This window comes from Wolbachia endosymbiont (group A) of Cydia splendana (assembly GCF_947179475.1).
In the GTDB taxonomy this organism is placed as follows: Bacteria; Pseudomonadota; Alphaproteobacteria; order Rickettsiales; family Anaplasmataceae; genus Wolbachia; species Wolbachia pipientis.
Genome location: NZ_CAMXBP010000002.1, coordinates 104,728 through 123,756 on the forward strand (window position 1 = coordinate 104,728; position 19,029 = coordinate 123,756).

Annotated in this window: 18 protein-coding genes and 3 pseudogenes; 10 read left to right on the forward strand and 11 right to left on the reverse strand. The window is 34.9% G+C overall.

Annotation, left to right across the window (positions count from 1 at the left end):
• Window positions 1-2: 2 nt before the first annotated feature.
• The 3 genes from nuoK to OM961_RS06250 all read right to left on the reverse strand — a co-directional run bounded on the left by nuoK (window position 3) and on the right by OM961_RS06250 (window position 1,679).
• Window positions 3-311, reverse strand: a complete 309-nt coding sequence (gene nuoK, locus OM961_RS06240; RefSeq protein ID WP_006012916.1) for an NADH-quinone oxidoreductase subunit NuoK — start codon at window positions 309-311, stop codon at window positions 3-5.
• Window positions 302-889 carry an NADH-quinone oxidoreductase subunit J gene (locus tag OM961_RS06245; protein WP_264339643.1) on the reverse strand — a complete coding sequence of 196 codons (588 nt, stop codon included), beginning with the start codon at window positions 887-889 and terminating at the stop codon, window positions 302-304. The genes nuoK and OM961_RS06245 overlap by 10 nt, the downstream gene beginning before the upstream one ends.
• Before the next feature lie 73 nt (window positions 890-962).
• Window positions 963-1,679 (reverse strand): hypothetical protein, encoded by a 717-nt coding sequence (locus tag OM961_RS06250; protein WP_264339644.1) that lies wholly within the window; start codon window positions 1,677-1,679, stop codon window positions 963-965.
• A 322-nt stretch (window positions 1,680-2,001) separates the two neighbouring features.
• Here OM961_RS06250 and OM961_RS06255 point away from each other — a divergent pair.
• The 3 genes and pseudogenes from OM961_RS06255 to OM961_RS06265 all read left to right on the forward strand — a co-directional run bounded on the left by OM961_RS06255 (window position 2,002) and on the right by OM961_RS06265 (window position 5,437).
• Window positions 2,002-2,990: pseudogene (locus OM961_RS06255) on the forward strand (IS630 family transposase).
• A gap of 61 nt (window positions 2,991-3,051) precedes the next feature.
• Window positions 3,052-3,393 (forward strand): annotated as a pseudogene (locus tag OM961_RS06260) (WD_0964 family protein); the annotation flags it as partial.
• Between the two features lie 127 nt (window positions 3,394-3,520).
• On the forward strand, window positions 3,521-5,437 hold the full coding sequence (locus tag OM961_RS06265) for an ATP-dependent helicase (RefSeq protein ID WP_155969319.1): 1,917 nt from the start codon (window positions 3,521-3,523) through the stop codon (window positions 5,435-5,437).
• Between the two features lie 154 nt (window positions 5,438-5,591).
• Here the strand turns inward: OM961_RS06265 and OM961_RS06270 are convergent, their stop codons facing one another.
• The 5 genes from OM961_RS06270 to OM961_RS06285 all read right to left on the reverse strand — a co-directional run bounded on the left by OM961_RS06270 (window position 5,592) and on the right by OM961_RS06285 (window position 9,694).
• A complete protein-coding gene (locus tag OM961_RS06270; RefSeq protein ID WP_264339645.1) occupies window positions 5,592-5,804 on the reverse strand; it encodes a hypothetical protein in 213 nt (70 codons plus the stop codon).
• A 162-nt stretch (window positions 5,805-5,966) separates the two neighbouring features.
• A complete protein-coding gene (locus OM961_RS07405) occupies window positions 5,967-6,224 on the reverse strand; it encodes a transposase (protein WP_138264905.1) in 258 nt (85 codons plus the stop codon).
• Window positions 6,225-6,382: 158 nt separating this feature from the next.
• Window positions 6,383-6,586: an IS5 family transposase gene (locus OM961_RS06275; RefSeq protein WP_007549940.1), complete on the reverse strand. Its 204-nt coding sequence runs from the start codon at window positions 6,584-6,586 to the stop codon at window positions 6,383-6,385.
• Between the two features lie 91 nt (window positions 6,587-6,677).
• On the reverse strand, window positions 6,678-7,844 hold the full coding sequence (locus OM961_RS06280; protein ID WP_155969028.1) for an aspartate kinase: 1,167 nt from the start codon (window positions 7,842-7,844) through the stop codon (window positions 6,678-6,680).
• Between the two features lie 404 nt (window positions 7,845-8,248).
• Window positions 8,249-9,694: a hypothetical protein gene (locus OM961_RS06285; RefSeq protein ID WP_264339646.1), complete on the reverse strand. Its 1,446-nt coding sequence runs from the start codon at window positions 9,692-9,694 to the stop codon at window positions 8,249-8,251.
• A 135-nt stretch (window positions 9,695-9,829) separates the two neighbouring features.
• On the opposite strand from OM961_RS06285, the gene OM961_RS06290 reads away from it, so the two are divergent.
• On the forward strand, window positions 9,830-11,104 hold the full coding sequence (locus OM961_RS06290) for an APC family permease (RefSeq protein WP_010082345.1): 1,275 nt from the start codon (window positions 9,830-9,832) through the stop codon (window positions 11,102-11,104).
• 213 nt (window positions 11,105-11,317) lie between these two features.
• Here the strand turns inward: OM961_RS06290 and OM961_RS06295 are convergent.
• A pseudogene (locus OM961_RS06295) lies at window positions 11,318-12,278 on the reverse strand (IS110 family transposase).
• A gap of 320 nt (window positions 12,279-12,598) precedes the next feature.
• Complete coding sequence (locus tag OM961_RS06305) at window positions 12,599-13,051, reverse strand: hypothetical protein (RefSeq protein ID WP_015589289.1); 453 nt, start codon at window positions 13,049-13,051, stop codon at window positions 12,599-12,601.
• A 140-nt stretch (window positions 13,052-13,191) separates the two neighbouring features.
• Between OM961_RS06305 and OM961_RS06310 the strand changes: the two genes are divergently transcribed.
• Window positions 13,192-14,226: an aspartate-semialdehyde dehydrogenase gene (locus OM961_RS06310; RefSeq protein WP_010962945.1), complete on the forward strand. Its 1,035-nt coding sequence runs from the start codon at window positions 13,192-13,194 to the stop codon at window positions 14,224-14,226.
• Between the two features lie 402 nt (window positions 14,227-14,628).
• A complete protein-coding gene (locus OM961_RS06315; RefSeq protein WP_255356250.1) occupies window positions 14,629-14,760 on the forward strand; it encodes a hypothetical protein in 132 nt (43 codons plus the stop codon).
• A gap of 348 nt (window positions 14,761-15,108) precedes the next feature.
• On the opposite strand, the gene OM961_RS06320 is transcribed toward OM961_RS06315, so the two are convergent.
• Window positions 15,109-15,609 (reverse strand): Smr/MutS family protein, encoded by a 501-nt coding sequence (locus OM961_RS06320; RefSeq protein WP_319606719.1) that lies wholly within the window; start codon window positions 15,607-15,609, stop codon window positions 15,109-15,111.
• Between the two features lie 92 nt (window positions 15,610-15,701).
• Between OM961_RS06320 and rlmB the strand changes: the two genes are divergently transcribed.
• The 4 genes from rlmB (at window position 15,702) to OM961_RS06340 (ending at window position 18,944) form a co-directional block, all read left to right on the forward strand.
• The gene (gene rlmB / locus OM961_RS06325; protein ID WP_213863167.1) at window positions 15,702-16,466 is read left to right on the forward strand and encodes a 23S rRNA (guanosine(2251)-2'-O)-methyltransferase RlmB; all 765 of its coding nucleotides are present in this window, start codon (window positions 15,702-15,704) and stop codon (window positions 16,464-16,466) included.
• Between the two features lie 79 nt (window positions 16,467-16,545).
• Complete coding sequence (locus tag OM961_RS06330) at window positions 16,546-17,259, forward strand: Bax inhibitor-1/YccA family protein (protein ID WP_264339648.1); 714 nt, start codon at window positions 16,546-16,548, stop codon at window positions 17,257-17,259.
• Window positions 17,260-17,796 (forward strand): cytochrome c oxidase assembly protein, encoded by a 537-nt coding sequence (locus tag OM961_RS06335; protein ID WP_264339649.1) that lies wholly within the window; start codon window positions 17,260-17,262, stop codon window positions 17,794-17,796.
• Between the two features lie 170 nt (window positions 17,797-17,966).
• Window positions 17,967-18,944 (forward strand): quinone oxidoreductase family protein, encoded by a 978-nt coding sequence (locus OM961_RS06340; RefSeq protein ID WP_264339650.1) that lies wholly within the window; start codon window positions 17,967-17,969, stop codon window positions 18,942-18,944.
• Window positions 18,945-19,029 lie beyond the last annotated feature (85 nt).

The following is a 19,029-nucleotide window of genomic DNA, read 5'->3' on the forward strand; positions in this document are numbered from 1 at the left end:
TTTTATTCTTTCATTAAGTTCGCTTGTTCAACGTCTATATTGCCACGGCTTCTATAATATACAACCAATATTGCAAGCCCAACTCCTGACTCTGCTGCCGCAACAGTCAACACAAACATCACAAAAATTTGCCCAACTATATCATTCATAAAGGCAGAAAAAGCAACTAAGTTGATATTAATTGCCAGCAATAATATTTCTATTGATAACAATATATTGATTATGCTCTTACGGTTGATGAAAATACCGCACACTCCAATAGTGAACAAAACAGCAGCAACTATCAGAAAATGATTTAATCCTATTTCCATTCTACTCCTTTTCCAAATTTAGCCTTAATCAATTTTACAGATGAAGATTGCGTCAATTGCTTTAACACATTCTGTTTTTTAACTCCTTTTTTCTTATCCTGCAAAGTAAGAGCAATTGCACCGACAATTGCAACAAGCAGCAAAATTCCAGAAAGATGAAAAGCATACATATAGTCAGTATATAGCAAATTACCAATAGCTTTCACGTTATTAGTATTATAGTTTATAACATTGCTTATATTCGGTGCTGAGCTGCGGATTACAAAGCTGATGATTAGAAAAAACACAACACATAATATAGCACCAAGAGTGAAATGCTTTGCAAAACCCTGGCGCAACCTTATGTAGTCAATATCGAGCATCATAACTACAAAGAGGAATAACACTGCAACTGCACCGATGTATACTATCAGTACCATCATAGCAATGAATTCAGCTCCAAGAAGAATGAAAAGCACTGCAGAGTTAACGAAGGTGAAAATTAAAAATAATACTGCATGCACAGGATTTCTTACGCTAATCACGCATACAGCAGATAAAATGCTTAGAATTGCAAAAAAATAAAAGAAAAAAGGCATTGATACTTTAACTGCAACAATAGTTACTAATTTAAAGTGACTATTGTTGTAAAGTCAATACTAAATGCCTACCTTATGGATGAACTTGCGATTGTGATTTTAAACACTCAGGAGTAAGGACATTCTTAATCACAGTACCTATGCTCATATGGCGATCCTTTTGCCTTTCTTCACTGACCTTTTCACAAGATTTTCCAATACCATAACCCACCAGTGCACCAACAACAGTGGCTGCAATAAATACTGCAACAGCAACAATAGCAGGAGCTAAAGTGGCAGCTCCTGCAAGGTATGCTATAGCTGCTCCAATAATTGCACCACCACTTAAAGCACAACAAGTTCTACAAGCGTTTGGATTGCTTTTAGGATTTGAAATCTCTTCTATTATTTTAAGTTTTTCTGCTACTAAATCACTACCTTGTTGTTTTTCTTCATCATTTAACTTACCAAATTTATATAAAATCTTTGAAGTGCATTCTAAGTATTGTCCAACAGATTGCACATGTTCTTTTAGTGCATCTATTGTTACTCCTTCATTAAAGTGTTCTCTCAAAGTATCATGATCAAGACGATCAAGTTCCCACATAAATGAAGTATGTATCTCATTGATTTGCTTAATAAATTCCTCAAAGGGCTCCTTTATTTGTTCAACATAATAACTTATTATGTCAGTCGTTTTTTTAACTGATTCAACATTATGGATTCTTAAATTTTCCACAGATGTTAAAGACGTAATAACTATCCGTTCTTCAAGTGAAAGTTTTCTTTGCTCATCAGAATTAGTAGGCATATTTTCTCCTATTTACTATACTTAACATACAATAATTTTAACTAATATTTTCACAATTGTCAAATTTAGGCGTCCATTTTTCTCAAAGTTCAAAGTACACAACAAAAACTTTACAGAGTGCAAGTAGTAAAATTCTTGACAACTTTAATTTATTAATGCATAATATATGTATATTAATAATCAGCGGTAGCTCAAAATGTACAACATATTTGGTTATTTCAAAAGCAACAATAGTTCTAATACCAATTCCCGCTACACAAGTAACGGATAGACAATAATAGAAAAAAAGCCATACTGAAGTAAGTAAAGTAGCGAGGTTTAAATGGCATTAAGATCAAAATTATTGGATGAAAAAGTGGTGGAATCAGCAAAAGAAATGCTGAAGAAAGTAAGAAATAACGCATATGTTGCAAAAAAACTAAATGCTGTAATTGCAGCAAAAAAGCACAGTATAACAGCCGTAGCAAAGATATGCTGCATTTCAAGAAAGGCACTTACTGCATGACCTAAAATTTGGCAGAGAAGAAAAATTATTTGCTCCGCCTCAACGCCGTAGAAAAACTATATTGAATCAAAGTCAACGTGAACAAGTTGAGGTGTGGATAGAGGAAAACCCCAATATTACTATAAAAGAAATGAAAATAAGAATTCAAGAAAAGTTTGGTTTGAATATCAGCAAATCTACAGTACACCGTAATATGCAAAGAATGAAATTCTCATATATCACACCAAGACCAGTGCATAACGGACAAGATAAAAGTAAACAAGAGGAATTTAAAAAAAAATCTTAATGAAACTATTGTCATGTATCCTGAAAAAGAGCTATTTTTCTTCGATGAATCGCGGTTTGGCACACATTCAAAGATTGGACACGGGTGGTTTAAAAAAGGCATTAGGACACAGGTTAAGGTAAAACTAGGTAGGCAAAATTTTTATCTCTATAGTGCAGTTAATCCCAGAAATGGAGAAAGTTCTAGCTCAAACGTCAATACTGATTGTATGAATATATTCCTTGAGCAGATGTCACAATATTTAGGAACAAGGGAGGCATTTCTTATCATGGATTGTGCTAGTTGGCATAAGTCAAAAAATTTAAAAGTACCTAAAAATATCGACATTATATACCTACCACCATACTCACCTGACCTCAATCCTGTTGAGAGGTTTTGGTTATATATAAAACAGAACATTTTGCGTAACAAAATCTACGACACAATTGCTTTGCTTGAGAGCGCTTTGTGCAAATTTATTACCTCTCTTTCTCACTCCACAATTAAAAAACTCTGCAATGCCGCTTATTTGATTCACTAGTAATGAGAATTGGTATAACGCACAAAGTAGCAGACTAGATGGAGAAAGTTATCAATACACCACAAGAGACTATATGACAATTTACTTTAATAACACACTAGCAAGTTTCAGTAGATCATTGAGAGAATTTAAAGAAAAAGCGTATGGATTTATGTATGATATCGGAACTTGGTTGAAAGAAACATATGAAAATCTCACTGAACGACCTGCAACGCATAATCGCTATACCCCAAAAGAAAAACCCCTTGTTGAAGTTGAAGAAATAGAAATGAAGGAACTAAACCGTACATATAAGCCATTCCAAACTCCACTTATCCACCCAACAAGCAGAAGTTCTGGTGCCAATACCTCAAATCAAGTTGTTGTTACTCGACATACACCTGAAACTACTAAAACAAAATAGATGTAAAACCTACGTTTAAATATGTAGTACTTGAGTGAAGCATTCTTTAACTGTTCTATTCAATAAAACCTTTACAATATTTCAATCATAGGTTTAACTTTACGAAGTTATAATCTATAGGGCTACGATGAACGATTATCTCTCACTGCTAAATCCAGAACAACAATCAGCTGTAACTAACATAGATGGACCGGTTTTAATATTGGCAGGAGCCGGAACCGGAAAAACAAGAACGATTACTTCAAGAATAGCACACATAATTAGAAATGGTCACGCTTATTCTGATGAAATATTAGCTGTTACATTCACAAATAAAGCAGCAAATGAGATGGTATCAAGGGTACTTGAGCTAACGGGCACAAACATACCATGGCTTGGCACTTTCCATGCAATTGCAGCAAAAATTTTGCGCCTGCACGCAGAAATTGTGGGCTTAAACCCCAATTTTACAATCATTGGTGTGGATGACCAATTACAGGTAATAAAAAATATTATCAATGAAATAAGCCCTGATTACCTATCAGAAAAATGTAAGACCATTATGAATATTATTCAGCAATGGAAAGAGAAGTGCTTATTGCCATCTGAAGTGGAAGATATTCAATCATTTAGGCCAGTGTACGTAACTGCACTCAAAGTCTATCACCAGTATCAGGAAAGGTTGAGATTCCTTAACTCTGTCGATTTTGGTGACTTATTGCTATATAACATACAACTCTTTAATCAAAAGACCGAAGTTCTGTCCTACTACCAAAACAAGTTTAAATATGTCATGGTAGATGAATATCAAGATACAAATGCGATACAATATCTTTGGCTAAAATACCTTGCAAAAGAGCACTCAAATATTTGCTGTGTAGGAGATGATGACCAGTCGATATATAGTTGGCGTGGTGCAGAAGTTGAAAATATTTTGAAGTTTTCTGATGATTTTAAAAATGCAAAAACCGTTAAACTAGAGTGTAACTACAGGTCAACATCCCACATACTTGCAACTGCGTCATATGTTATCAATCACAATAAGACTCGCTTAGAAAAAAAATTGTGGACAACAAACATTGAAGGGGAAAAGGTAAATCTAATAAAATTATGGGACGGAAAAGCTGAAGCAAGGTTCATAAGCGAACAGATATTAAAGCTCAATAAATACAGATTTAGTGACATTGCAGTGCTGGTAAGGGCCACTTTTCAAACTAGAGTTCTCGAAGAGTATTTTATAAAATATTCAATTCCCTACAAGATTATAAGTGGCGTAAAATTCTACGAACGTCAGGAAGTCAGGGATATAATTGCATATTTAAGACTCGTTACAAACAATAACGATGACTTAGCTTTCGAAAGGATCGTAAACCGGCCAAAAAGAAGCATAGGAGCTACAACTCTAAAGAAAATATACACGACTGCTCAGGATAACAAAATTTCTTTTTTTGAGGCAGCAAAAATATTAGTTAATAGTAATCAAGTAACCGAAAGAATTAAACTCTCACTAAATGATTTTTTAAATAAAATTAAAGCTTGGGAAGAAATAGTAAGCGTAAAACCACTGCATGAATTCGTTAAAATCGTAGCAAACCAATCAGGGTATATTGAAATGCTTGAAAATGAGGAGGTAACAGGCTTAGCACGAATAGAAAATGTCAAGGAGCTCATCTCATCTTTAAAAAATTTCGATAATGCCACAACTTTCTTGGAGCACATAAGTTTGGTGATGGAAGTGGATAATATGAATAACGATGACACCGTATATGTTATGACTCTTCATGCAGCCAAAGGACTTGAATTCCCGTGCGTGTTTCTACCTGGTTGGGAAGAGGGATTATTTCCTCATCAAAGATCTTTTGATGACAAAAGTGGTAAAGCTTTAGAAGAAGAAAGGAGACTCGCATATGTTGGCATAACCAGAGCCAAAGAAAGGTTAATCATTTCATGTGCAGATAGGAGGGAAATTAACAACCAGTGGCAACCGATGCGCACTTCTCGGTTCATTAAAGAATTGCCAAGAGAAAATGTTGAGGTAATTAAAAGCAACATTGCCTACTGTTGAAGCTATAATTGCAGATAAACATATCTTACAAATCTGAATTACTTTAACTATATGTTTCTCCTGGCAAAAATTCTGTAACCGTTCACACTTAATTCTTCAATCTCATAACAATTTCTATTACATAACAAACAAATAGACAATAGAAGTGAGAAGGTTATACTAAGGCAGTATAATGATGGAGTTTTGGAATGGCATTGGTATCAGGTTGGAATTTTAGCTTACATTGTGCCAATCTTTCTTCAATTGCTGCTCGCATAAATTCTGCCTGTCTTTTAGTTCTGCAGTGCACTATCGCATCATCCACATATCTTTCAAATGGTACTGTTGGGTGATTTTGTTTCATCCATATATCAAATGCATGGTGCATAAATATGTTTGAAATGATTGGGCTTATTGAACCTCCTTGCGGAACTCCTTTTTTCCCTAACTACCTTACTGCCATCTGCTTGCTGAATAGGGGATTTCATCCACCTTTCAACATACAGTATGACCCATTTGCAGTCTGTGTGCTTCTTGATAGCCTGCAGTGCTAAATTGTGGTCCAGATTGTCGAAAAATCCTGTAACATCAACAGCTTTCTTGGTAATCGTATCCTGTCTCCAATAAACAGCGGTTTTGCTATGTATCCTTGATCAGCAAAAAACTTACGTAAAGTTGGAGCCTTGTATTTAGCTTGAGTGAAAAGATTTAGAGCACCATCACGATCTTGAACACTTGCACTATGAACATCAGCCGCAATAATTAAGCCCACTGTATCTACAACAATATGACGTTTTCTACCCTTTATTTTTTTTTCAGCATCATATCCTCTGGATCCCCTTTTTGAGTGGTTTTTACTGATTGACTGTCAATTATTCCTACTGAAGGTGTTTCATTTTTACCAAACATTTTTCTTACCTCTTTTACTAGCATATTATGTATTTTTTCCAATTTGCCATTACTACGTCACCTGAGAAAATAGTCATACACCGTCTTCCATGGAGGAAAATCTTTCGGCAGCATTCTCCATTGACAACCACCTCTCATTATATACCTTATTGCATTAATAATTGTTCTGATATTGTGCTTTCTTGGCCTCCCTATCTTTCCTTGTGCAACATGTGGCTCCAAAATTTCCCATTCCTTATCACTTATATCACTTGGATACAATTTTCCCTCCTATTTTTTACTTACACTATCATATTTTTTTCCTCATTCCTTTTCAAGACATACTCTTAGACAACTGGACGTCAAGCCTATCCTAGTGCTGCATATCAAGCTCATACTCAGTATGTAAATCTTTGACTAAAGCTACAGCGCATTCTTTTTGAACAATTATACTGATTTTGATTTCAGATGTTGTGATAGCAAGTATTTCTATCTTTTTTTCGCTTAAAACCTTGAGTGTGCGGTGCATCACTTCAGTGTTAGACATAACACCAATACCAATTATTGAAATTTTAGCTACATTATCGTTTATAGCATAATTTTCATTCTTATTCAGTAACTTTTCCATTAAATCAATATCAAATTTGGAGATAACAAAACTTGACCCATGTATCATATCAATTTTAACGTTTGCTCCTGCTATATCTCTTAAAGTACGCAAGTTATTTGCAAGGTTAGTGAAAGTTACAAGAGCTTCATTAGTGCTATAAGTTATTCCAGTAATTAAGTATCTCTCTAGTACATCCCTTTTGTGTAGCACTGTGGTGCCTTCTACTTCCTTAAAAGTGGATAGCACTTGCACTTTAATGTTATGTTTCATTGCAAGTTGTACTGAACGATTATGCAGTATTTTAGCACCAGATGACGACATTTCCAACATTTCATCGTAAGAGATAAATTTGAGCTTGCGTGCCTTTGGAACAATTCTCGGGTCTGCTGTATATATTCCATCAATATCAGTAAAAATTTCGCAAATTCTAACACCAAAGGCTACCGCGAAGGCAACTGCTGATATATCAGAGCCTCCTCTTCCAAAAGTAGTGATTCTATCATCATTTATACCCTGAAAACCAGCAATGATCGCAGCAGTATAACCCTCAGCAAAAGATCTTTTCACACGGTCAATCTTTATTGTTTTTATTTTAGACTCAGAATAAAAATCATCAGTTACAATTGGTAACTGCCAGGCAAGCCACGATTTAGCATTAACTCCGATCGATTGGAGAGTGATAGCTAATAGACCGCAAGAGATTTGTTCTCCTGCTGAAAGCATAACGTCATACTCTGATAACTCTTGTCTGCAACTTAAATTTGAGATTTGCCTAGCCTGAAAAGCCATTTGGTCAGTAAATCCTGCAACAGCAGATACAACAACGATTACATTACAACCTTTCTCAATATCGTTTTTTATCAAATTTGCAACTCGGTTTAAATCAGTTAGCGAAGTCCCACCAAATTTTTTTATGATTATTTTGTCCATAGTTACAATATAACTCTCTTCTGAAGAAAAACATAGTTTTTGTAGAGATAGCAGCTTGCAAGCCATTCAGAAAAGGGAAGATAAAACTATAAAAAACCATAGGCGCCAGTTGGTTTTTAGCTAAAGTCAAGTGTCTGGAATTTTAGGCATAGAATCCCCCATATGAACAAGATTCAGAAAAAATGCAACGCACATTGGGCAGAGATTAAGTATGCGTGTGCACCCACATACACTGAAGAAGATACGCCACATTTTTAACTGAAATTTAAATGAAAAGTCTGCAGACGGAGACAAATTTTGAGCTCGAGAAACATCTCTAATTGTCATTATAATGAGGTTTCAAGTATGCGGAAGTAATTTTTTTAGCTAAAGTCAAAATTTTCTACCATGACATGAGCCCACCACTAAGCAGCAGGAGACCTTGCATGACCTCCAAAAAATGCTTTTACTCTTTCAAGATAAGTAGGTGGTTCTGCAGGGATTTCTATATTATACATTGAATAATACACTGCTTCCTTTATACTATCATCTGTAACTAATTCCCTTAATTTTTGCTTTATGGCACCTCTTTGAATACTTTTTCCATACTCTTCGTAAAATTTTATGTAAAGCTCTTTAAAGACAAATTCTCTTATTTCTATTATTGATTGGTTAATGTTGCTCTTCACCTCATCGCTTATATTATTTTTATCCGCATAATCTTCGGAGTAAAAATCTTCAAACTTGTCTACCAAAATTTTTAATTTTTTATAATTGCAATATTCTTTTAAAAATCTTTCAGTAAATTTAGGTGTTAATACGTTCACTGCTCCATTTATTTGAACCAAGAAATTATTTTTCGCTTCAAGACAACTAAGCGAATAAATAATACGATCGAACATTCCCAGAGTACATAAACCAAGTCCATCCTTTAAATTCATTAGTAATAGTGAATTCACATCTGATTTTTGATTCTTAGCAGCAGTTGAAACTAAGTTTGCAGCTTGTGTGAGAGTTAGTCCAGTTTTTGATTCTTGCCAAGCTGCTTCATTGGAACCATTAAAGTTAAGATAAAGTTTTAATTGCTCTTTTTGCTCAGTTGTAAGCTCATCTGAATTATTTATGTAGTCTTCAAACTCTTTATTGAGTACATTTGGTTGAGTTCCAAATTTCTGTTTTAGTTCTTCAGCGCAGTTTATGACACTTTCCTCAAAACTTCTAGTATGAACACTTTGACTACCAGTGCCCACATCACTTACATTAAACAAAAAGCTTAGCTGCTTTACATTCAAACCCAAAGGTGAAAAGAGTTTTACTGATGGATATTTTATTAACTCAAGAAGTGCTACTGGAATTAGCAGTGCATAATTTAACAATAATAAACCAAAATTAAATATAAGAAACCCACGTAGAGCTGATACCCTTGATGCAATATACAAAAATGGAAGCTGTAGGTAATATATCAAGTGTATACTGAAGAATAAGATTTTGTCCTTTAATTTTATTGTTGGATCTTTATAAACCTCAAACAACATGCTATTGCTATCAATATTGTTGTTTTTAAAGGAGGTATAGTTGTTTATGATCTTCTCTTGCAAGGGAAGAAGCATTTTATTCAGGCAAATAAACGCAGCAATAACAATAAAACCTGTAGCCAAAAATGCTAGTGCAGGGCTAGAAGTGCTTGTAGATAAATAGGCATAAAGACCATCAACAATTAAGTTTTTGTATAATCTTTCAAAGGGACGAACTAGAATCGGGTCAAGGATATAGTTAACAAGAAGATTTAAATAATACACGAGAAACAAAAGTGCAATCAAAAATGCAATAATACTACAAACAACCAAAAATGCTTTTAATCTCGGATTCATAACCCCCTCTTAATAATCTGTTAATATAATCTATTTTAGGAATAAATTGAAAAAAATGCAAGTTTTTATGTTAAAAGATCAATTGAAATTTCTGAGTTTAGGGTATATTGTTAATCTATTTAGATAAGAATTATTGTGTCAAATAAAATAGGTTTTTGGGCTATTTTTGCCTTAGTGATTAGCAGCCAAATTGGCTCTGGAATTTTTATGCTTCCAATTAGCCTTGCTCCATATGGCATGTATAGCCTTATAAGCTGGATAATATCAGGGCTTGGTGCTATATCTCTTGCTTTAGTTTTTGCCTCACTCTGCGCAAAATTTCCGGAAACGGGTGGCCCTCACGTCTATGTAAAGCATGCTTTTGGCCCTGCTGCAGCTTTTTTTGTTGGTTGGACGTATTGGGTGATCTCATGGGTTAGCACAACAGCCGTAATAGTTGTGGGTGTTGGTTATCTTACACCATTTTTCCATGAAGATATTCAAAACGTACATCTGTTTTTAGAGATGTTATTACTTACAATTATTACACTAATAAATTTTAGAGGAGTAGCTACTGCTGGACGTGTTGAGTTTTTATTGACGGTGATAAAAATTTCTGTATTGCTTGTAATACCTATAGCAGCATTGTTTTTTTTTGATAGAAATAACTTCATCATAAGTGAAGAAATATCAAATCTTACAACATCGCAGATTCTTGCCCGTTCTACACTTATTACTCTATGGGGTTTTATTGGAGTTGAATTGGCAACAGCACCTGCAGGGTCAGTTGATAATCCAGCTAGAACAATACCAAGAGCTGTGGTACTTGGAACAATCTCTGTTGCTGTTGTGTATTTTATCAACAATCTTGCAATTATGGGATTAATAAATGGCAATGATTTAGCAAGTTCAAGAGCACCATATGTTGACGCAATAAAAATTATGGCCTCTGGCAATTGGCACTTGATTATTTCTATAACTGCGTTCATTTTTTGTGTTGGTACTTTAAACGCTTGGGTACTAGCTAGTGGACAAGTGGCCCTTGGCCTTGCAAAAGATAAACTGATGCCACAGTTTTTTGCTCAAAGAAACAAGCACGGTTCTCCTTTCTGGGGCATAACAACTAGCTCAGTTGGAACTGCAACTTTACTAATCCTCACTTCAAGCAACAATTTTGCTAAGCAGATCACATCAATTATCGACTTTTCTGTAGTTTCATTTTTATTTGTTTACCTTGCATGCAGTCTTGCTTTTCTCAAAGTTATTGTGCAAGAAAAGAGTTGTTACAAATTTTTAATTGGCAGTATAGCAACAACCTTTTGCTGCTGGGTAATATTTGAAACTTCTGTGAATACCTTGCTGATCGCAAGCTTATTCACTGCAAGTGGCGTACCTCTTTATTTATTTTGGTATCGCAGAGTTTCTGTATAGCAAATGTTATGTATCTGTTCAGCAGAGTGGCAAAATAAGGTAGACGAGAAAAGACAACTATAGGAAGAAATGGGTGTCATGCCAGTGCGTGACACTGGCATCCAGTTCTTTCGCGCAGTTCCATCAAAAACGTTGTAAAGGATTAATCGCTTTCGTGTTTACCAACTTAGTGCCCAATCTGGATCCCAGATACTGTCTCTGCTGTCAAACAAATTATCCAACAAAATTACAATTAAATGGTTGATTATTTTTAAGAATACCAAAAAAGACATGCATTAATTTTCGCATTAACGCAAGAACTATGACTTTTGGACATTTGCCTTTACTTGCTAGACGCTGACAAAACTTTTGAAAATGATTATTATGGTTTTTGACTACTATAGCTGGCATATAAAGAGCTTTTCGAATACGCTCAGATCCTATTTTGCATATGCAACTTCTCTTACTTACTGACGATCCCGATTGATAATGTCCTGGATTTAGACCAGCAAAAGCTGTAAATTGTTTAGCATTGTCAAAGTTATCAACTGATGGCATTTCTGCGACAACAGCAACAGCAGTAAGATATCCTATACCTTTTATAGTCTTAAGGTTTTCCACCATATTTTTTAGATGTGGATAGTTATTTATATGCTCATTAATTTCTTTTTCGAGAACAATAATTTGCTCCTCTATTGCCAAAATTACTTTAGATATAGCTTCTTTGCAACTGGAATGCATATTTTTGTTTTCCAAGCGATTTGTCTGTTGCACCTTATCATCTTTTAGCGATTGCATGCAACGGTAAAGCTCCCTCAAATGCCTCATTTCAGGTGCAATGGGCTTCCAAAGAGCAGGTTTGTTGGCGATACAAAATCTAGCTATCATAGCTACATCTGATTTATCTGTCTTATTTCTGAGCAGCTCACTTTTGCCAAAAGCTTTCTGGGTTTACTATACTGACATTATGTCCTAAATCGTGCATAAAAGTAGCCAAATCTTCTCCATACCAACTAGTTGCTTCAAGACATAAATGAGTAAGATTTGCTCCATGGCCATTGCACCAAACTACAAGTTTTGCAAAACCATCTTGATTATTTTGAAAGACTTTGTGTCGTTTTTTACTGTCCACTAACAAACAAACATCAAATTTCTTTTTTGAAATATCCACACCCAAAATAGCATTTACTTGCATAAAATTGCCTCCAAGACTATAAATAAACTGAGAGTTTAGACTAACCTTGTAATACGGGATATAATTCCAAAAGATACTGTTCAGTCTTTAACTCTATGGGAGGGAAGCAAAATCTGGCTTAATGGCATTAGTGTCGCATCAGCTTCACCCTCCCTGTGAGGTATTTTAGCTCTAATGCCTCACATCATAAAGATACAAGTGTCACGCACTGGGATGACGAGAAAGGAGCACTGGAATTTTTGTTTCAATATTTGTACATGAGCCATGCATCTGAACAGATACAATGTTATAACTAGAGATAATTTTTAAATGATTGATATTTATGAACTACGACTTTTCTTGTTGTCCACTTGTTCAACATTACCCTTCTCAAGTTTACTATCTACTTCTTTTGTGTGTTCATCATCTATACTAGTTTCATCTTTTATCTTACTAGGGTAATCTTCCTGCGATTTTTTATATGCTTCCATGTTGTCATATATAGGGTTACTGATGATTTCTATTTTTTCAGGTGTGAAAATCCTTGCTAAAAATCTCCTTATTATTGGTATTGACCTTAAGAGATCTCTTAGCTTTGAAGATTCTTGTCTTTTGTTTAGAGACTGTTGGTCTATTTTAGAGGTTTTTACACCATACTTTTTATCATCAAAATTTATTGTAGGCTTTCTTTTATTCGAAAGAACACTTTGGGCCTTTGATCCATTGGTTCCTTCAGGCCCTTGAGGTGTAGACATTGCAGGTTTAACCTTAGTTTCATCGTATTCCTTACTCATCTTTCATTTCATTATGTAATATTACTAATATTGCATAATAATAGCTAAATTACAATTAATTGCAAGGTAAAAATATTAAAACAATTGTAAATTTTGTCAGTAAAAATATAATAGAACTTTAAAATTAGAGGTTCATCTATATGAGATACAAAATTGCTGTTATTGGAGCAACCGGAAGAGTAGGGCGTGAGGTATTAAGCACGCTTGCTGAATTTCAAGATGAGGCGATAGATTGCGTTATTGCACTTGCATCGAAAAAATCAGAAGGGAAGAAGGTGAGCTTTGGTGACAAAGAGTTAACAGTTTTATGCCTTGAGGATTATGACTTCGTTGGAACTAATGTAGCCATTTTCTGTGCTGGATCTCATGTTTCTGAAGAGTATGTACCAATTGCAACACAGGCTGGATGCATCGTGATAGATAACAGTTCCCATTTTAGAATGAAAGAGGGTGTGCCACTCATTATTCCAGAGATTAATAAAGAAAAAATTATGGAATATAAAAACCACAACATAATATCCAATCCAAACTGTACTACAATACAGATGCTGCTAGTACTACATCTATTACACCAAAAAGCAAAAATAAAGAGAATCGTTGCTTCAACTTATCAATCAACTTCTGGTGCAGGCAAAGCAGCAATGGATGAGCTCTATGACCAGACAAAAAAAATCTTTATGAACGAAGCTAAAAAACCCAAGATATTCTCTAAGCAAATAGCATTCAATTGCATTCCCCATGTAGGAGAATTCATGGAAAATGGCTCTACAGAAGAGGAATGGAAAATGCAAGAGGAGACAAAAAAAATTTTAGAGGAAGATATAAAAGTTACTGCAACTTGTGTAAGGGTACCCGTCTTTATCGGTCACGCTATGGCAGTAAATGTGGAATTTGATCAACATATCACTGAAGAACAAGCTCGTGAAGTGCTAAGTGAAGCCGAAGATAGTGGAGTTTTAGTGTACAACAGGCGTGAAGATAGTGAATACATAACTCAAATTGATGTTGTACAGGAGAATGCTGTATATGTATCGCGTATTAGAAGAGACAATACTGTTGAGCACGGATTAAATATGTGGATAGTGGCTGACAACCTGCGCAAAGGCGCAGCATTAAATATAGTGCAGATTCTTGAGATTTTGATAAGAGAGCATTTGTCAATCAAGTGCATATAGAGCGCACGTACGTTGTAATTCGAAGGAAATTGTATATCACATGGCAGCGCGTGACGCTGGAATGGCTTTGTTGCATCGCTACTTATGAAAGGCTAACTATAATTAGGATTATAAGCAACTTATTGAAAATCTTGTTTTTTTTGCAATCAATCTGATCAAATTTAAGAATAGTAACTTGTTATTTATATTAATAAATTTAATTCTATTGAAAATAGCTAAAGCATTGAAATTCTTGAATTTTAGCCGGATTAGTGAGTGGTAGTGAAATTTCTTTTACTCAAATTTAGGTATTCACTGACCGTTCTTGTTATAAATACCAGAATAATAAGCTACTGATATTCTCCACCTTTTTTATCTTTAATCCATCATAGCTAGCGATGCAACAAAGCCGGCTGGATTCCAGTGTCAAGCACTGGAATGACACCATTTGCTGTGCAGTTTACCTTCAAAAATGAATGTTCGTACAGCTATGGAATAAATCGCGGTATGACGGTTCGCAGCGGTATAGTAACTCGTCACCCCGCTACTTGTTAGCGGCTGAGATACCGCGGCGGTATGACGTAGAAGCTATACTTTTATACTCACCAACTCAGTATCCAATCTGGATCCAAGTAGTCAAGCTATTCGGATGACACCCTCGTAAAGTGAAATGAGATCCCGCTAACACGTAGCGGGATGACGAGAAAGGGGCTACTCGGATGACACCCTCATAAAGTGAAATGAGATCCCGCTAACACGTAGCGGGATGACGGGAAAAGAGGTACTGGGAGACATCCTTCCTGGTAGACCCAAATCACAATGTTCGCACAGTTGTGCGTCACGCGCTGCCGAACACTGTATGGTTATACAAGAAAAATTAAGGCTTAAAAGGAATTTTAAGTATCAGGACTCAAGGTTTTTATTCCTTCTTAATAAAACATAAAAAGCCCCTTTACCACCATGTTTTTTCGTAGCTTGTTGGTAGTATAGAACCATATGCTGGATTTTAGTGTCATTTAACCATTTATTTAAGTTACTCTTTATAGTGTCTGTTTTGTTTGTTGCACTGCCGTATCCCGTAATTACCAATAAACATCTATTTCCTGCTCGATAATTTTTGATAATAAAATCTATCAATTTACAGTAAGCATCCTCTATATTATAGCCATGCAAATCGAGCTTATCGCTTATAAAATATTTACCCCTATCAACTTTTGATTTTGTGTTTTGGTCAAGACAAAATGATGAGTTACTATTATTGGTATTAAGAAAATTCCCTTGTAAGTCGGAGGTACCTTTATCAACCATAGACTTTATATTTACTTTATGATCAACTTTCAAAGTAACTTTTCCACATTCTATTGGCTTAACATTTTTTTGCCAATCCAACTCATTGTCCGACATAAACGCATTAATCGAATTGTATAATTTTACAACAATATCCAAACATAGTAAAATGTTGCTTATTCTATAAAAACCCGATTTTCAATAATACGATGAAATCGTCAAAAACTAATGAGAATTTTTGGCTGTATGGAAAGCACACCTGCATGTCAGCACTGAAGAATAAAAATAGGCGGTGTATAGAACTGTTAGCAACAGAAAATTTCTATAGAGAGCACAAAAAAGAAATTAGGCAATGTGTAGACAGTAAGGGCATTAAAGTTCGATTAGTAGAAAGCAAAATACTTAATGACGTTTTACCCAAAGGTGCTAACCATCAGGGAATTGCTTTAAATGTTGCCCCTATTCTTTATAACTTAAGCATTGAAGAAATAGCTGAAAGCTCGAACGATAGCTCTACTATAGTCATTTTAGATCAAGTCACTGACACGCACAATATTGGGTCGATTTTAAGAACTTCAGCTTGTTTTAATGTCGACGCATTGGTTTTACCACATAACCATTCACCAAGTGAAAATGCATCTATTGCAAAAGCAGCAAGTGGAGCATTGGATATTGTCCCACTAATATACGTTACAAATATAGTAAAAACTATGCAGTATTTAAAAAAGGTCGGTTACTGGTGTTATGGGTTTGATTGCAATACTAAAGAAAATATAGATGAAATAAAGAGTTTTGAGAAAAAAAGAGTAATTATTTTTGGTTCCGAAGAGAAAGGAATGCGGAGGTTAGTTAAAGAAAACTGTGATTATCTTTTAAAAATACCAATGTCAAATGCAATTAACAGTTTAAATGTTTCAAATGCAGCAGCAATAGGCCTATATTCTATTTATATTAAAACAAATGCCAGCGCATAGCTGTTTATAATAAAAACACTTGATAAAAATATGGTTTTATATTATAATGTGTTAAGTAATGGATAAAAGGAGTTATATTATGTCTTACATGAGAAATGAACAGGATATTCGCTCTCAAGGCGCTTACTACAGTGCTGGGCTTAGAAGTTACCTAACTAAAGTATATAATTATATGGCTTTAGCTTTAGGCGTTACAGGGCTTGTCGCGTTCCTAACGGTGTTTTCAGGTCTTTTTCAGGTAATTCATTCTAATCCAGTCCTGTTGTATACAGTAATATTTTCTCCACTTGTACTAGTGTTTTTTGTATACCCTAAAATTCTACATCTTAGTGTTCAGTCTGCATTCACCATATTTTTTGCGTTTGCAGTATTAATTGGAATGTCTTCATCCTATATTTTCATAATTTATACTGCAGAAAGTATAGCAAGAGCATTTTTCATTACATCAATCATGTTCGGCTCTATCGCTTTGTATGGTAACATCACAAAAAGAGATCTAACAAGTATGGGCTCTTTTTTGAGAATGGGAGTCTGGGGATTAATTATAGCATCTGTAGTGAATTTGTTCCTTGGAAGTGGTCCACTCGATTTTGCAATATCATTCATATCGGTAATAGTGTTTACTTTAAAAACTGCATCTGACGCTCAGAGAATCAAGGATGTTTATTACAAGTATAATGATGGTTCAGAAGCTGCTACTACTAAGCTGGCAATACTTGGTGCAACTAGTCTTTACCTAGACTTTATCAATATATTTCTCAGTTTGCTCAGGTTACTTAATAACAGGGGCTAAATGTTCTCCTTTTTAAGGAGAAATGATAAAAATTCTATAGTCTTCTTTTTAATATCTTTAGTTGTGTCGATGATATGTCTTACATATGCATCGGTGCCTCTATATAGCATTTTTTGTAAAGCTACTGGGTATGGTGGCACAATAAGAAAAGTAACTAACACAACAACAAATATAACTAACCAAAAGATCAGGGTCCATTTCAATGCTGATATAATGTCCGATCTACCTTGGGAATTTAAATCAGAAACTAACTATGTTGATGTAAACATAGGAGAACAAAGTTTAGCTTTTTATTACGCAAAAAATCTATCTGATCAGCCTTCATTTGGAATGGCGGTGTATAATGTTACGCCTTTCAAAGCAGGTAAGTATTTCAATAAAATTGCATGCTTTTGTTTTGAAGAGCAAATGTTGCTACCAAAACAAAAAGCAGCTATGCCCGTATCTTTCTATATAGGTCCTGAGATAATGCTTGATAGTAATACAAAAGATTTAAGTGAAATAACGCTATCATACACGTTTTTTAAGCTTAAGTAACAGAATGTTTGCAAACCGTGTCATTTCAGTAATCAATAGGGTGTCATCCGAGTAGCTGACACTGGGATGACAAGAGGTAACGCAAGAAGTCTATTGATTGTGAAAACAATAACTTTGCAAAATATTAATTGTTAGATAACATAATCAAAGTTTTTGTCTTAATATTCATCATGGTTAGAGCTATACAAATTAAAAAAACTGGGGGACCAGAAGTATTAGAATTTGTAGATAAGAGCATAGGTGAGCCAAAAGGCGAGGAAGTCTTAGTGCGTCACACAACTATCGGCTTAAATCGTTATGATTTAGAGCACAGAAAAGGTACACGCAAAATTAAAAATTTACCATCAGTGCTTGGAGTGGAAGCAGTGGGAGTTATTGAAAAGCTTGGTAAAAAAATCAGTGATGGGTTGAAGGTCGGAGATAGAGTTGGATATTGCACAGCTCCTCCAGGGGCATATTGTGAAAAGCGCATTATACACCAGAAATATCTGATAAAAATTCCAGATGACATATCTGATGAAGTTGCTGCTGCAGTGCTGTTTAAAGGTATGACAGCTCACTATTTAGTTAATCAATCTTATAAAATCAGGCCTGGTGCTTTCGTGCTAGTTCATGGGGCTAATGGTGGCTTAGGACAAATAATATGCCAATGGGCAAAGGATAAAAAAGGTGTAGTGATAGGTTCTGTAAGCTCTGATGAAAAAATGAAGATAGCTTTACAAAGTGGCTGCACATACGCAATAAACTACAATGATAAAGACTTCGTTTCTAAAATTATGGAGATTACGCAAAACAGAGGAGTAGGTGCAGTATATGACCCCATAGGTTACGCTATAAGCAAGCTCTCTTTTGAATCTTTAGGCAGGTTCGGCATATACGTTTCCTATGGGCAGATATCAGGTAACGCTCCTATTAGTTTTTCTTTACTTAGTTCACGTTCGTTATTTGCAACTGGAACCTCAATATACCATTATAAGCATGATAGATTCACATTAGTGCTTACCACAATGGAAATCTTCGAGATGATAAGAAAAAAACTTTTAACTGTACGGATCAATAAAAAATATAAATTTGATGAAATAATTCAAGCACATCGTGATATGGAAAATAGAAAAGCGAGTGGGTTAAATATTATCAAAATCTCTTAAATAAATTAGTAATTTAAACTAACCATTCATTAAGTCATATCAACTAGAACTTCACATATTTAATTCTCCTTTTGGGGGAATTAAA

What these genes read in the sequence shown, in the direction of transcription:
- nuoK (WP_006012916.1), bottom strand. Translation starts at nt 311, where the DNA reads ATGGAAATAGGATTAAATCATTTTCTGATAGTTGCTGCTGTTTTGTTC.
- OM961_RS06245 (WP_264339643.1), bottom strand. Translation starts at nt 889, where the DNA reads ATGCCTTTTTTCTTTTATTTTTTTGCAATTCTAAGCATTTTATCTGCT.
- OM961_RS06250 (WP_264339644.1), bottom strand. Translation starts at nt 1,679, where the DNA reads ATGCCTACTAATTCTGATGAGCAAAGAAAACTTTCACTTGAAGAACGG.
- OM961_RS06265 (WP_155969319.1), top strand. Translation starts at nt 3,521, where the DNA reads ATGAACGATTATCTCTCACTGCTAAATCCAGAACAACAATCAGCTGTA.
- OM961_RS06270 (WP_264339645.1), bottom strand. Translation starts at nt 5,804, where the DNA reads ATGCACCATGCATTTGATATATGGATGAAACAAAATCACCCAACAGTA.
- OM961_RS06280 (WP_155969028.1), bottom strand. Translation starts at nt 7,844, where the DNA reads ATGGACAAAATAATCATAAAAAAATTTGGTGGGACTTCGCTAACTGAT.
- OM961_RS06285 (WP_264339646.1), bottom strand. Translation starts at nt 9,694, where the DNA reads ATGAATCCGAGATTAAAAGCATTTTTGGTTGTTTGTAGTATTATTGCA.
- OM961_RS06305 (WP_015589289.1), bottom strand. Translation starts at nt 13,051, where the DNA reads ATGAGTAAGGAATACGATGAAACTAAGGTTAAACCTGCAATGTCTACA.
- OM961_RS06310 (WP_010962945.1), top strand. Translation starts at nt 13,192, where the DNA reads ATGAGATACAAAATTGCTGTTATTGGAGCAACCGGAAGAGTAGGGCGT.
- OM961_RS06320 (WP_319606719.1), bottom strand. Translation starts at nt 15,609, where the DNA reads ATGTCGGACAATGAGTTGGATTGGCAAAAAAATGTTAAGCCAATAGAA.
- rlmB (WP_213863167.1), top strand. Translation starts at nt 15,702, where the DNA reads ATGAAATCGTCAAAAACTAATGAGAATTTTTGGCTGTATGGAAAGCAC.
- OM961_RS06330 (WP_264339648.1), top strand. Translation starts at nt 16,546, where the DNA reads ATGTCTTACATGAGAAATGAACAGGATATTCGCTCTCAAGGCGCTTAC.
- OM961_RS06335 (WP_264339649.1), top strand. Translation starts at nt 17,260, where the DNA reads ATGTTCTCCTTTTTAAGGAGAAATGATAAAAATTCTATAGTCTTCTTT.
- OM961_RS06340 (WP_264339650.1), top strand. Translation starts at nt 17,967, where the DNA reads ATGGTTAGAGCTATACAAATTAAAAAAACTGGGGGACCAGAAGTATTA.